Annotated in this window: 20 protein-coding genes; 1 reads left to right on the forward strand and 19 read right to left on the reverse strand. The window is 31.4% G+C overall.

What is annotated here, in order from left to right:
* Nucleotides 1-216 precede the first annotated feature (216 nt).
* The 12 genes from AC1RYN_RS18245 to AC1RYN_RS18300 all read right to left on the reverse strand — a co-directional run bounded on the left by AC1RYN_RS18245 (nt 217) and on the right by AC1RYN_RS18300 (nt 8673).
* Nucleotides 217-1869, reverse strand: a complete 1653-nt coding sequence (locus AC1RYN_RS18245) for a hypothetical protein (protein WP_481808087.1) — start codon at nt 1867-1869, stop codon at nt 217-219.
* Between the two features lie 69 nt (nt 1870-1938).
* Nucleotides 1939-3090 carry a hypothetical protein gene (locus AC1RYN_RS18250; RefSeq protein WP_481808088.1) on the reverse strand — a complete coding sequence of 384 codons (1152 nt, stop codon included), beginning with the start codon at nt 3088-3090 and terminating at the stop codon, nt 1939-1941.
* Between the two features lie 156 nt (nt 3091-3246).
* A complete protein-coding gene (locus tag AC1RYN_RS18255) occupies nt 3247-4047 on the reverse strand; it encodes a TatD family hydrolase (protein WP_481808089.1) in 801 nt (266 codons plus the stop codon).
* A gap of 170 nt (nt 4048-4217) precedes the next feature.
* On the reverse strand, nt 4218-5021 hold the full coding sequence (locus AC1RYN_RS18260) for a phosphatase domain-containing protein (RefSeq protein WP_481808090.1): 804 nt from the start codon (nt 5019-5021) through the stop codon (nt 4218-4220).
* A 243-nt stretch (nt 5022-5264) separates the two neighbouring features.
* Nucleotides 5265-5540, reverse strand: a complete 276-nt coding sequence (locus AC1RYN_RS18265; RefSeq protein WP_481808091.1) for a hypothetical protein — start codon at nt 5538-5540, stop codon at nt 5265-5267.
* Nucleotides 5521-5661 carry a hypothetical protein gene (locus tag AC1RYN_RS18270; protein WP_481808092.1) on the reverse strand — a complete coding sequence of 47 codons (141 nt, stop codon included), beginning with the start codon at nt 5659-5661 and terminating at the stop codon, nt 5521-5523. The genes AC1RYN_RS18265 and AC1RYN_RS18270 overlap by 20 nt, the downstream gene beginning before the upstream one ends.
* A 122-nt stretch (nt 5662-5783) precedes the next feature.
* Nucleotides 5784-6098, reverse strand: coding sequence for a hypothetical protein (locus tag AC1RYN_RS18275; RefSeq protein WP_481808093.1), 315 nt, complete (start codon nt 6096-6098; stop codon nt 5784-5786).
* Nucleotides 6099-6160: 62 nt separating this feature from the next.
* A complete protein-coding gene (locus AC1RYN_RS18280; RefSeq protein WP_481808094.1) occupies nt 6161-6304 on the reverse strand; it encodes a hypothetical protein in 144 nt (47 codons plus the stop codon).
* Nucleotides 6305-6307: 3 nt separating this feature from the next.
* A complete protein-coding gene (locus AC1RYN_RS18285) occupies nt 6308-6934 on the reverse strand; it encodes a class I SAM-dependent methyltransferase (protein ID WP_481808095.1) in 627 nt (208 codons plus the stop codon).
* On the reverse strand, nt 6879-7586 hold the full coding sequence (locus AC1RYN_RS18290) for a hypothetical protein (RefSeq protein ID WP_481808096.1): 708 nt from the start codon (nt 7584-7586) through the stop codon (nt 6879-6881). Before AC1RYN_RS18290 ends, AC1RYN_RS18285 begins: the two co-directional genes overlap by 56 nt.
* 70 nt (nt 7587-7656) lie before the next feature.
* On the reverse strand, nt 7657-8277 hold the full coding sequence (locus AC1RYN_RS18295; RefSeq protein ID WP_481808097.1) for a hypothetical protein: 621 nt from the start codon (nt 8275-8277) through the stop codon (nt 7657-7659).
* 6 nt (nt 8278-8283) lie between these two features.
* On the reverse strand, nt 8284-8673 hold the full coding sequence (locus AC1RYN_RS18300; RefSeq protein ID WP_481808098.1) for an RNA ligase: 390 nt from the start codon (nt 8671-8673) through the stop codon (nt 8284-8286).
* 392 nt (nt 8674-9065) lie between these two features.
* Here AC1RYN_RS18300 and AC1RYN_RS18305 point away from each other — a divergent pair, with 392 nt between their 5' ends.
* Complete coding sequence (locus AC1RYN_RS18305) at nt 9066-9680, forward strand: HD domain-containing protein (protein ID WP_481808099.1); 615 nt, start codon at nt 9066-9068, stop codon at nt 9678-9680.
* 256 nt (nt 9681-9936) lie between these two features.
* Here the strand turns inward: AC1RYN_RS18305 and AC1RYN_RS18310 are convergent, their stop codons facing one another.
* The 7 genes from AC1RYN_RS18310 to AC1RYN_RS18340 form a co-directional block, all read right to left on the reverse strand.
* A complete protein-coding gene (locus AC1RYN_RS18310; protein ID WP_481808100.1) occupies nt 9937-10116 on the reverse strand; it encodes a hypothetical protein in 180 nt (59 codons plus the stop codon).
* An 8-nt stretch (nt 10117-10124) separates the two neighbouring features.
* Nucleotides 10125-10940, reverse strand: a complete 816-nt coding sequence (locus tag AC1RYN_RS18315) for a PorP/SprF family type IX secretion system membrane protein (RefSeq protein WP_481808101.1) — start codon at nt 10938-10940, stop codon at nt 10125-10127.
* A gap of 15 nt (nt 10941-10955) precedes the next feature.
* The gene (locus AC1RYN_RS18320; protein ID WP_481808102.1) at nt 10956-11129 is read right to left on the reverse strand and encodes a hypothetical protein; all 174 of its coding nucleotides are present in this window, start codon (nt 11127-11129) and stop codon (nt 10956-10958) included.
* Entirely contained in the window at nt 11098-11220 is a 123-nt protein-coding gene (locus tag AC1RYN_RS18325; RefSeq protein ID WP_481808103.1) for a T9SS type B sorting domain-containing protein, read from the reverse strand. The genes AC1RYN_RS18320 and AC1RYN_RS18325 overlap by 32 nt, the downstream gene beginning before the upstream one ends.
* 43 nt (nt 11221-11263) lie before the next feature.
* Nucleotides 11264-11590, reverse strand: coding sequence for a PKD domain-containing protein (locus AC1RYN_RS18330; protein ID WP_481808104.1), 327 nt, complete (start codon nt 11588-11590; stop codon nt 11264-11266).
* A gap of 122 nt (nt 11591-11712) precedes the next feature.
* On the reverse strand, nt 11713-12387 hold the full coding sequence (locus tag AC1RYN_RS18335) for a SprB repeat-containing protein (protein ID WP_481808105.1): 675 nt from the start codon (nt 12385-12387) through the stop codon (nt 11713-11715).
* Between the two features lie 29 nt (nt 12388-12416).
* On the reverse strand, nt 12417-12684 hold a 268-nt coding region (locus AC1RYN_RS18340; RefSeq protein ID WP_481808106.1), incomplete at its 5' end, for a hypothetical protein.

The raw sequence follows: 12684 nt of genomic DNA on the forward strand, positions 1-12684 counted from the left end.
AAACAAATAGCCTTCAAACCCCGTAAAAATACCTGATTTAAAAGCCAACAAATAAATATCTAACACAATACCTAACAGGTTTTAGAAACCTGTTAGGAAATGCTAAATCCCAAAAAACTCTTTAGCATTCCTCGTAGTTTCCTCTGCAACTATAATTCCCGAGACTCCTTTAAACTCTGCAACAATTCCTGCAACAAAAGCAAACTTTAAGTTTTTTTATTGTTCTTGTTTTTTCAACATTTTGAGGTTGAATGGGACAGTAATATCTGTTTTTCCTATTCTATGTTGTATAATTATATGTGATGGTGTGTTTTTAAACTTACACTGAATTTGATCACCCTTTATTATATCTATACTATTAGGTATTGCTTTCTTAGAATTTAAATTTGCAACTCCATATATATTATAATCTCCATAATAACCTTCTTCAAATTTAATTTTCAACGATTTATTTTTAATATTATAAATATATCCTTTAGGCAAATTATTAATCTCATATTTTTTTTCTTCATATATGGGTTTGCGTATATTAATTCCCCCTACAACATTGTCATAAGCATTGTTTTGATTCTCTATTTCAATTGCGGTAATATTAGAAGGAGAATATTGTCCAAATATATCTATTCTAGACATCGCGCTTTCATAATTAAATATCCTTAGCGAGTCTTTTTCACTTGTTTTTAAATACATATCAGAAAATGAAAAATTTAAATTTCCGGAGTATTTAGATGGCAATGAAGCATAAATCATATATGAATTCTCTTTTTTTAAAGTTGAAATCCCTATTTTCAAATCATTTCTTACAATAGAATCATTTAAATTCGTAAAACTTCTATATTTAGAATAATATGCATATTCTTTATCTTCTTCTTTATCTTCTTCTTTCTTTTCCAGAACTGGTATTGCTCCCAAGTCAATTGTCTTAACTTGACCTTTATTAGATCGTAAAAAGAAATTGAGCTTCTTAATTTTTCCTAAACCTCGTATAGTGATTATATCAATCCCATTATACAAATGATTAGGGTTTTTATCTTCTTCTTTATATCTGTTTTTTAGATCAAAATACGAACTCCTCATATCTGGATAAGGCATATCATGATTTCGATACCATAAATAATGTCTAAAATCTGTAATTCGTCCTTCGCTTTCAATAGTTTTACCATCATCATCTAGTAAACTCATATTTAATCTGTCAAAATCAAATTGCATCTCTGTATTTTGGCCATTTGTGCTTTCTTTACTATATCTATAATTTGGAATTTCGAGCCTTTCGTTTCTAAACAAATAATCATTATAACCCACGGCTATTTTATTCAAAGAATCCTTTTCCTTTTTTTCATTTCTTTTCCCATATGTATATGAATAATCACTTTTTTTAGACGTATTTTCAATCGCTAGTGTTGCTGCATCATTTCTAAAATCTAATACGGTTATATTCACTCCATCTTTAGAAATTTTTTCGCCTATATTAGATTCATCAATAGAAAACCGTTCATATCCATCTGGTATAAAAATTAACACTTTTACATTGTAAGAATTAGATTGTTCTTTGGTTAATACAAGTTTAAATGGATATTGTATGCTACTTACTTCTGAATGATCTATTGTAATATTTCCATTATCATTTTTAAAAATCTTTGTAGAACCTTGTAATTCTGCTTTTAATTTTTCGAAATTAAAAATACTATCATTATAAACAGGTTCGTCAGTATAACTACTATATAAATCTAAATTATAAAAAACCCCTCCTCCTGAATAGGAATCTTCTAATTTTGCAAAATCTAAAAATACTTTCTGCTGTGCGGTCAATTCTTTATTACAAGAAAACAAAGTAAAAACTAAAACAAAACCACAAATTACCTTTCTCATCTATATGCTATTTTAAACAATCCTTAATTAATATTTTATTATACTTCTAAAAAACGAACCTCATCAAGACTAATATTCATCATCAACTTTTGTTGGTTTTTTATTGCGTGTTGTAATTTCCCAATTCTCTTTTTGATATGGATTATCCGTTTTTCCGATTTGAACTAAAAATCTTAATTCTCCTTTGCGGTCCTCATCTTTATCAATTAAAACTCTAAATCCATAACCTTTTATCTTTTCGACATATTCGTTAGCTAAAGGATTGTTTTGATAATAGTTTATTGCAACATTAATTTCTTTTGAAAACTGGGTATTCTTAGCTAAGAATTCTAATAATTGTAAAGCAGTTTCCTTTTTAAATTCTGTATCGTTTATTATATCTGGTTCTACTTTATAAAACGTAGTGAAATTTAACTCTAAATTGTCGCAACCTCCTACACTTGCAGTAATTATAGTATCATTCTTTTTATAAATCTCTTCAATAGTTTCTGTATAATTATGCATTTCGATACTTCTGGTTCGTTTTTCTACTCCAGGAATAGCATTAAAAATGGTTTTAGATTTTAATTTTGCAACTTTGCAACTCGACAAATACGATTCTTCATATAGATTACCATTCTTGTATATAAATGATAATGAAGCCGATTTTAAATTTTCTACAGAATTAGAATACGTTCTGAAATTTTGTGTAACCTTAATTTTAAATTTATTTCCAATAAAATTTGCTTCGTCAATTATATTATAAGAAAAAGGAGCGTATCCCAGAATACTATGCGATTCTTTCTCCTTAATTTCATCTTTCATAATATAAAAAATAAAATCTTGATTTGTGTTTGCATTTCCTCCCAACATTCCTTCAGATGATCTGTTAATTACATAATCAATGATTCCATCATTATTAAAATCTCCTTTTTCAAAAATTGAAAATGAAACTGTATAAGGGTCGCCATCATTTGCAAATGAAACATAATAAGGCGATTCGGATATTTGCATTTCCTTATATTTCTGGGTGCCAATCTCCTCCTTAATAAGTCTTTTTAAAAGGTTACTTTCTATTTCGGTCGGAATTACTTTTTCCTCTTCTGGCTCTACAGCCGAAATGGTGTCTTTAATACTCTTTTTATGTACTGCTTTTACTTCTTTTTTACATGAAAATGCTAAGACAATAAATACAAGCAAGATTATTTTATTACTTTGAAAGTATACTGATTTAAGACTCATTAATCGATTTATTTTTTATCTGTTAAAATTTTTAAGTTTAATTGATTTTTTTGGCACTTATTAGATGTAATACGATCCCAAATTAACAAATAAAAAACCACAAACTCACAAGATAAATTTGCAAATTTGCGGTTAAGACAAATTAAATTTTTAATTCTAAATCCCAAAAAACTCTTTAGCATTCCTAGTTGTTTCGTCTGCAACTACAATTCCCGAGATTCCTTTAAACTGCGCTACTGTTGTTGCTACAAAAGGCAGAAAAGCAGGTTCGCAACGGCGTTCGTGGTATTTCTTCAAGAGATTGTTAGGAACGTTTTTTGGAAGCATGAATGGCGCATCGGTTTCTATCATCATTCGATCTAGCGGTACGTATTGAATCACTTCTTTTAAATGGTCAAAACGTTTGCTGTCGGATATTGCTCCTGTAAAACCAAGATAGAATCCGTTATCGAGATAGGTTTTGGCTTCTTGTAAGCTTCCTGTAAAACAATGCACCACCGCTTTTGGCAATTGTGGCAAATAGTCTTTTGTAATACTCATAAATCGTGTAAAAGCAGCTCTTTCGTGCAGGAACAATGGCTTCTGAACTTCGATTGCTAATTCTAATTGTGCTTTGTAACAGGTTTCTTGTACGTTTCTTGGCGAAAAGTCACGATCAAAATCGAGTCCGCACTCGCCTACCGAAACTACCTGTTTCTGTTTTAATAAGTTTCGTAGTTTTGAGATGCTTTGCGCATCAAAACTTTTCGCATCATGCGGATGAATTCCAGCTGTTGCGTATAATATTCCTGGATATTCTTTTGCTAGTTCAGCCGAAGCTTCACTATTTTTTACGCTTGTTCCTGTTAGTATCATTTGCGATACATCGGCATCTAATGCATTTTGTATGACATCGTCTATGTCATTGTGGAATTGTTTATTGGTTAAATTAATTCCGATATCTATATATGTTTTCATTTTTTTTTTAGATACTAAGGTTCTGAGAGGCTAAGATGCTAAGTTTTTTTTCCTCCCGTTACCTTAAATTTATTTTTTATTATTTTTTGTTTTTAATCTCGCAAAGGCGCAGAGTCGCAAAGTTTTTTTACCTTAGTATCTTAGCAACTTAGAACCTAAGCACCTTTAATTTAAAAATCCCCATAATACACTTGGAAGCATGGTAATTTCAGATCTTTTCGCCATGTATCTACTACTTGGTTTCTATCATCGAGAACAAACTCTACAAAGTATTTATCTTTGATAAAATCATTATAAATTTCTGTTTTTACGATAGAATCTTTTCGGTTATCCTGACTTTTTCGCATGATCAGGTCATCAAATTCTATTGTATGTTTTTCTAGAAACCTCAACGTTGGTTCTTTGTATCTATCTTCTCTACCTGAAACCAACAATATCTCATATCCTAATTTCTTGTAGTTTCTCAACACATTAGCTACTGGTTCATTTAATTCATCCTGATCGCATTTACTTGCATCAAAAGGATTTCTCCCGTTCATCAATGCCAATGTTCCGTCTAGATCGCAGATAATTGCTTTTGGCAATTCTGGATTTTGGATTGCGTATTCTAAATTTGTATTCACTTTTCTTATTGATTTAAAATCAAACTTTTCTTTTGTTTTTTGCAATTGATGGTACATATTTTCAATCACTTTTTTTGGTACTTTTCGATCTCTTTTTCCGTTTCGAATCAAAAGTTCTGCTAACGGTAAATCAAACAATTTGAATTCAATATTAGCCATTTCAGAGAAATCGTTTATAGGCTGTTTGATGTATTCTAACTTTACATTACAAGTATCCAGAATAACATTCCATCCATTTGAAAGCAAGGTTTTTATTTGCCCGTTAACAATTTTAGAAATCATACTTTCATATGCCGGATCCATAGCTTCCTGAAATTGCGAAAACCTAATTTCATCACGGCTTATTCTCATCGTTTTAGGTTCCGTTCGCACTTTCCACTCGGCGAAGGTACTTTCCCTGATGCTGGACAACCCGTAAGTATCGTTAATGTTGGTATCTTTTTCATTTTGTTATAATCTTGGATCTAATGTTTTTTCTATTTCTTCGTTATTGATTCGCTTCAAGAGCAATAAACGCATCAAGTAATTTTCTTCTTCTAAATCTTTATACGGAATCTGAAGCATTTTCTGATTGATTTCCCAACCATTTATCGATTATTCTAACTTCTTCTTTACATTCCTTTTCTCTAAATAATGATCAAAATCCTGATGAAAGTTCACTCCGTAAATCATCGTTAGATAATTGTTATTTCTGACTTTAAAACACGGTGGCAAATTTTTAATGTAATTCTGAACTGGTTTAATCATTATGCCTTCTTCATTCTCATTAGTTAGTTTTTCAAAAAACGAATACATTTCCTTTAGCTTTTCTTCTTTGTTAGCACTGGTAATTTCTAAATGCAAAAAAGTGTCATCGTTTACCAAATTCATAAGTCAAATTAGAATTTGGTATTACTTCATCTCCACCAATATTAACCACTTTTAAAATCGTAAACGGTTTAAAATGCAATTCGGCTTCATTTCCAAATGTATTGATCTGATTCTGAAACACCTTTAATGATTCATCCTGTTTGGCAACATTCGGTATTTTTACAATTCCCGAAGCTTCGTACTGACGAACAATATGTGATTTGTGTTTACTGCCGAATTCCTTTTTAGTTAATTGTTTTTTATCTAAATGTATGTTGTAAACAATTCAGATTCTCTCATACTTTCTAATTTTTCAAGTAGTCCTGAAGATTGCAAATACACATTATGTGTCTTTAAGGCATCATAATATCCTATAAATTCTTTTTCGATTAATCCTGCTCCTAAAACCTTCCAAGGCAATAATTCTGAAGCTATTAAAATAGTTTCGAAATCTGGAAAAGTAATGATCATTTTAGCATACAAATCCTTCAAACTGCTAATTGCTTTTTCTACATCAATATGATCCATTTTAAAACCATTTCTGGAAACGAAATAGCTTTCATCAAGATTTCTTTTCAAGTAAATGGTGCAATACGAACCCATGTATTTTTTTTGAACTACAAATTCGGTTACGCCTTTTCCTAAAAATAATTTACCGCTTCCTCGATACTTTCTATTTCATTTTTTGTCCTGCTTTTTGGTGCTGGCGAAGTGGTTGGTGTAAAATCATTTATCTTATTTTTACAAAACCATTCTATTCTATTTCTTACTCTATAGTCTAACATCTTTTACTTTTTTTGAATGATTACTGCACTTGTTGGGTAAACTCCATTTACACAATCTCCTACTCCATAATAGGTTTTAGGGTTTGGAAAAATCTCGTCAATCAATTCCACAAATTCTGAATTTGATAACTCAAAATCGTGATCGTCGTGCCTAAATTCCTCTGTCAGTTCATAATTCACATTAAAATCTTTGTCTGGAGTTGTTACAAATAATTGGGTAAACTGTGTATTATCACGTATCCAAATTAATAATGCTTTTGCCTCTTCTAATGAATTATGCTCAATCACCTCACTTAAAATAATCTGATTTTCAAATCCTTTAATTTCTTCTAAACTTTCAACCCAATGCAAATTATCTGCATTCTCTATCCCAACTATTTTATCTGCAATAGGTTTAAAATCTACTTCGTCGTACGCATGATATTCCTGTGTAAATCCTTTTTTTAGCAACATTTTAAAATACTGCATTTCGCCACAACCAAAATCTAAAACAGGTTCATCAAAATTGATTTTATTACAAATAAATTCTTTTCTGGATTGATGTGTATCTGTAAAAACAAATTGAACTTTGTTATCAAAATACGCTTCTAACTGTGGTTTGAATTTTTCGAACTGAACTGGAGAACGCATAATTCTTTTTTATAAAAAGATAAAATACAAAATACGGAACACCCAAAATATTGGTTAACATCGTGATGTGCTTTTGAATAAAAAAGTCATCGATATAGGTATAAACTGCATATTTGTTGGTGAAATGCGAAAACAAAGCTACAAGCGAAAATTTCTGTAAGGCTTCCCTAACCGTTGAACCTTCTATCTTTAATTCGAAATTACTTCCAATTTTATGCTGCAATGAAACTCCATCGATGTATTTTGATAAAAGATAGTTTCCGTTTTTGTACCAGCCCGAATCGATAAAAAAAGTAGCTACTTCTATCGTACATTTTTCAGTATCAACCTCATCGTAGTTTCTTTCTAACCAAGAAATTACTGTTTCACTTAAACTTGCATTTTCTTTGTACAAATGATTAAAAAATTCGGTTGCCATATTTAAAGCCAATAGCGGACTACAGTAACTCTGAAAATCGATTTGATTTCCTTCTTCTGGCAAATAACTATGTTTGCCATCCATAAAAACACAATGATATTCTGTAGCTGAAATAACATTTCCCATAATAACTCCGTTTTTTAATTCTTTCAAATAAAGACCTTGATCCGTATTTGGATTTTTATAAAGGATATCTAAAAAGTATGTATTGTCTGATTTAAGTTTTATAATCATTGTGTTTATTTTTGTTTGACAAATATAGCTTTGCCACTACGCAATTATTTTGCGCAGTTAAATTAATTTTCTATTCTTCTTCTCTATTAAATGGTTTTTCAAATGTTGGTCGAATCATTCTCCAAATTATTTCGGAATAATCCATGTTATCCAACATTGCAAATAATACTCCTGAATATTGACAGGTCACGAAATACAAAGCTGTTTCTTTACGGGAATCCAAAACTTTATAATCTGCTTTACATTGATTTTCGATTACCGCATATTGATTTTCTAAATCTCTTTTTGTTTCTTTCACCCAATTAAAAAATTCATCAGGAACACGTTCCAAAACTTCTTCTATTGGTTGGTTAGTTTTCAAATATTCCCAAATGTTCAAATTAGAAACCTGAGTAATGATTTGGTGCAAACGAAGATATTCTTCAAATTTGATTTTGACTCTAAAATTATTCGAATATTTAATAACAAAGCCTTCTTTATTGTCTTTATTCATTGCTGCTAATGAACCAATATCTTTAATTCCGTCGTATTTTTCTACAATAGGGAAACCAATATCTTCCAGCGCAAATTCTTCTCCCGATTGGGTATCGATAATTGCCAGTAAAACCAATTCTTCTGCAGCTCCATAATCTAAAACAATTCGGTTTTGAGGATATATAATCTCAAATAAATAGGTTTTGTTTTTATCCAAATGCGATCATGATTTTTTGTATTTCCCATGCAACATTTCGTTTGCTTTATCTGACTGATCGCTTGAAAACGAACCTCTACTGGCTATAAATGGCACCTCATCTATCCAATACAAAATCCCCATTGAACCATCGGCTTTATCATACACTTCAAAAGTTGTATTAGGAATCGTTTGATTTTCCATTTCTCCTAAATTAAAAAACTTAGGAAATGGTCTTGCTATCACATTAAAATTTTCATCAAGAATTAATCCTCTACAGTTTAATGTAACCTCATTCCATATTCTTTCGAATTGGGCACTTTGGGTATAATTATAAATGTATAAATCATAATTAGGGTGTTTGTTTACTCTAATATGATTTTTGGATATCATCTCTTTTAATAATACTGTATTCATTTCTTCTTTTTGTTAAACAAAGATTCAAAAACTACTACGCAGTTATTTTGCGTAGTGAAAAAGAATCCTATTTTAAGTAATCTAAATTACTCGTAAACATTGATTTATTTTGTGACCTTGATGAGATTCGAACTCATATTCCCTTTCGGGCATTGCGGCTCTAAATACGCTTCCCTACTTTCCCTAACGATTTCGGTGCTTCTGTAAATTCTACCCATTAGTCCGCGCAGGTCTAACCGGAATATCCGCAAACTCTACAGCCAGTAATTTTTCTGTAGGCTTTTCCTTTTAAGCTACAAGGCCTTTTGTTTTGATAATACAAAGGTTTATAGTTAGTACGCAATTATTTTGCGTAGTGAAAAAAGAATATTTTTTTTAAGTAAATTAGCGCTATGAATCTAAAAGAAAAATATACTAAACTGCTAGCAAACATTGGCTTTGATGAAAAAGAGATTTACGATAATTGGTTGGAACTTGAAACTGCTTATTCTAAAAAATCCAGACACTATCATAACCTAACTCATATAAGTGATATGATAGATTGTTATGAAACATATCTGGAGAAACTGCAATTTCCTAATGAAATCTTGTACGCCATCTTTTATCATGACTACATATACAATAGTCGTAAAAAAGATAATGAACTCAAAAGTGCTGAGTATGCATTATCGATTTTACCCAAGAATATCTCATTTGATAGACAATTGGTTTTTGATGCTATTTGTGCAACGCAGCAGCATCAACACAATGCAATTGAAGATATTAATTGGCTAATTGATTTTGATTTAAAAATTCTCGCCCGAGATTGGGAGGGTTATCAAATTTACTTTGAACAAATAAGAAAAGAATACCGCATTTATCCTGATTTATTATACAAACCTGGACGCGCAAAAGCTTTAAAACATTTTCTGGAAAATGAATCTATTTTTCAAACAGATGAATTCAGGAATTTATATGAGGAAAAAGCAAGAATGAATATTCAAAAAGAAATAAAGTTATTAAGCTAAAACTGAATCTCGCAAAGTGGCAGAGTCGCAAAATTTTTAAGCCTCTCACGGTAGCTATTGGGATTAAAGAATTCTAATACAAAAATCTGCTAAGTCTTTGGAATCTGCGTGAGGGATTGCAGTGAAAATCCTTTTGCTTTTTTCTTTAAAAAGCAAAAGATTGTAACGAAAAGCCCGGCCCGCCTTTTCGGCGGGACACGCCCCTATTAGGATAAAGTTATTATTTAAAAAACAACTTCTTATTATTACTTCGTTCTTATCTTCCTGTGTAATTAGGACATCCGAAACATTTTACACTTAGGTTAAACTGGTACGTTAATAAAACTTCAAAAACGCCTCCTGTTCTCCCCATATTCGTTGTATTCAAATCATAGGAAAGCCCTAATTTTAAATTCTCATATTGCAAACCTGTAAAAAGATTTACTGAAGTAAGCAACTCCCTGCTTATTCCATTTTTTGAAGGATTTGTAACTGCTGTTGCGCCAAAAAATATATTTTCTCGAACTGTATAGATGTCCCTAAATCAAATCGATTATAGTATCCTTGTTGCATATAATTTGAAGTAATAAGCATTTTAGTTTCATACGGCAAAAACAGCACATCGATATAATCGGCCAAAAGAAACTCATAACCTGAACTTAGCGAGAAGAATGTATTTAAAAGTACGTTTCCGTCTCCTGCAAAGGATATATTAGGTCTGTTAAGGTGTTTCATTGATAAACCTATCCAAAGACTTTCGGTGTTAAAAACCATACCTGCTGATACATCAAAGAAATTGACTTTATCATTCTTTAGCATCGGATCTACCGAACTTGAATTTATAACGCCTGTTCGAATATTAATTTGATCCTCAAGCAGTAAATTTTGAAAGGCAAATGATTTTAAACCAAAACCTGCTTCGATAGCCGGTCTAAAATACCATGTATCATTCAGCTTTACTCGGTAGGCATAATTAGCATTAATTTGAGTGTAATTATATTTGGTCAGGTTTTCTCTTTGATTTAAAACACTTATTCCATAACCGCTATTCATTTTTTCGTTCCAAGTATTTACAAATGCATAATCGGTATCTATTTTTAAATCTAAATCTGGCCATTGTTCACGGTGTACGATCTGCATAGCTCTTTCCATGAATCCAGAAAACTCTGGATTAAGTGTTTCCGGAACTAAGAAATATTGAGTAAAAATTGGGTCTTGCGCTCTTGTTTCTGAATAAAAGCAACATGCAATTAGTATTGTTATATATAGTTTTAATCTCATTGTAATCTGTTGCTATTATTTAAGTAATGTAAATGCTCCTCTTTCGGTTATGGTATGGTGGTAAAAAGTTTTTGCAGTGATTTTGAAAAAGTAGTTTCCGTTTTCGGCTGCATGATTTTTTATTTGTCCATTCCACCCACTAATGTTTTTTCCAGTTTCAGAATATACAATTTCCTCCCCAAGTATCATAAACATCAGAGTAATGCTCTTCAAATCCTAAAAATACTGGTGCAAATGTGTCATTGTAACCATCATTATTTGGCGTAAAGGCATTTGGCATTACCAGACTATATCCTTTTTCGACTACTAATGTTGATGTATAACTATATTGACATCCAAAAGGATAAAGTAACTGTTTGTTTTATCGTATAAGTTCCTTCTCTTGTATATATATGCTTTGGATTTTCTTCATTTGAGAATTTACCATCTCCAAAATCCCAAGAAATATTTGTAAAATCTCCTGTTGCCAGATTTGTAAATTGAATAGGATCGTAAATTGAATACAAATCATAAACATCTTTAGCATATGAGCTTGTCGAATAATTAGCTATTCCTAGTACTGGTGCGTTAACATTGTATGGAAAATCGGCTGTACATCCAAAACTATCGGTTACGCTAAATATAATTAATCCTTTATTTTCAGTGTTCATTATTTCGTTATTAGGACCTGAAACAACTCCATCTGACCAGCTTAATGTATAGGGCGGTATTCCTCCTTTTACATGTCCTACAAATGTTTGATGTACATATTTGGTTTCACAATTAAAATCTGTCAGGACTTCAATAGTTGGTGTAAGTTGATCGAATCTGGTAATTTTCCATTCTTCTGATTTTTTACAACCATTGGCATCTGTAACGGTAACGGCATAAGTCCCGGTGGAAGTTTAGTCAAATCTTCAGTTTTTGCACCATTTGACCATGAATAGGTAAATGGAGGCTGACCACCTGTTACCACTAAATTGATCTCTCCTGTATTTGCATCAACACAATCTAAAGGATTTGAAACATCTGCTCTTAGTTCTAACAATAAAGGCTCAATTATAATAAAGGTTTCTCTTATTATACAGGCTTTACCATCTGTAATTGTTACGCTATATTTTCCTGGTCCAATATTATTACGTTCAATTCCTGCTGTCGAATTATCATCCCAAACTAACTTAACTGGTGCTTTACCTCCTACAAGGTTTAATCGGATATGACCATCATTAGCTCCAAAACAAGAAACGTTCTTTACATCTGGATTAATAGTAAAAACTGGTGCATTATCTATCACTATAGGAAATACTTTTGGACAGCCTAATGCATCGGTAATTGTGATTACATAAGTTCCTGCTGACAAATTATTTTGTACTAAACCTGTTCCTAATATTATCTCACTTATAATATATGGATCTCCTGTTGCAAAAGGAACTCCTCCTGTAAACGCCATCCACAGTAATAGATGCATTAGCATAATTATAACATGCTATCTCAGTTTTACTGTAATTTAATCGTATTTTCATCATTTTGAAGTAATACAACGCTCAATTTATCTTCACAACCTGAATTATCCGTAACAGTTAAATTATAAGTACCTGCTGCAAGATTTTTTAGATTTTGAAGGTTACTTCTAAATCCATTTGGACCTGTCCTAGCTGTATTGGTAATTAAAAACTCCCGGAGAGATTCGGTATAAGGTGCTGCCTCCCTAACAACAGGAGCATGTATTAACCTTAGCAATACGTAACTCAACGAGTACAGGTAA

Source organism: Flavobacterium sp. TC780 (assembly GCF_056783245.1).

Bases quoted from the DNA above. Each gene is read 5' to 3' on its own strand.
- AC1RYN_RS18245 (WP_481808087.1), bottom strand. From the start codon at position 1,869: ATGAGAAAGGTAATTTGTGGTTTTGTTTTAGTTTTTACTTTGTTTTCT.
- AC1RYN_RS18250 (WP_481808088.1), bottom strand. From the start codon at position 3,090: ATGAGTCTTAAATCAGTATACTTTCAAAGTAATAAAATAATCTTGCTT.
- AC1RYN_RS18255 (WP_481808089.1), bottom strand. From the start codon at position 4,047: ATGAAAACATATATAGATATCGGAATTAATTTAACCAATAAACAATTC.
- AC1RYN_RS18260 (WP_481808090.1), bottom strand. From the start codon at position 5,021: ATGAGAATAAGCCGTGATGAAATTAGGTTTTCGCAATTTCAGGAAGCT.
- AC1RYN_RS18265 (WP_481808091.1), bottom strand. From the start codon at position 5,540: ATGAATTTGGTAAACGATGACACTTTTTTGCATTTAGAAATTACCAGT.
- AC1RYN_RS18280 (WP_481808094.1), bottom strand. From the start codon at position 6,304: ATGTTAGACTATAGAGTAAGAAATAGAATAGAATGGTTTTGTAAAAAT.
- AC1RYN_RS18285 (WP_481808095.1), bottom strand. From the start codon at position 6,934: ATGCGTTCTCCAGTTCAGTTCGAAAAATTCAAACCACAGTTAGAAGCG.
- AC1RYN_RS18290 (WP_481808096.1), bottom strand. From the start codon at position 7,586: ATGATTATAAAACTTAAATCAGACAATACATACTTTTTAGATATCCTT.
- AC1RYN_RS18300 (WP_481808098.1), bottom strand. From the start codon at position 8,673: ATGAATACAGTATTATTAAAAGAGATGATATCCAAAAATCATATTAGA.
- AC1RYN_RS18305 (WP_481808099.1), top strand. From the start codon at position 9,066: ATGAATCTAAAAGAAAAATATACTAAACTGCTAGCAAACATTGGCTTT.
- AC1RYN_RS18315 (WP_481808101.1), bottom strand. From the start codon at position 10,940: ATGAGATTAAAACTATATATAACAATACTAATTGCATGTTGCTTTTAT.
- AC1RYN_RS18320 (WP_481808102.1), bottom strand. From the start codon at position 11,129: ATGATACTTGGGGAGGAAATTGTATATTCTGAAACTGGAAAAAACATT.
- AC1RYN_RS18325 (WP_481808103.1), bottom strand. From the start codon at position 11,220: ATGCCAAATGCCTTTACGCCAAATAATGATGGTTACAATGACACATTT.
- AC1RYN_RS18330 (WP_481808104.1), bottom strand. From the start codon at position 11,590: ATGAACACTGAAAATAAAGGATTAATTATATTTAGCGTAACCGATAGT.
- AC1RYN_RS18335 (WP_481808105.1), bottom strand. From the start codon at position 12,387: ATGCATCTATTACTGTGGATGGCGTTTACAGGAGGAGTTCCTTTTGCA.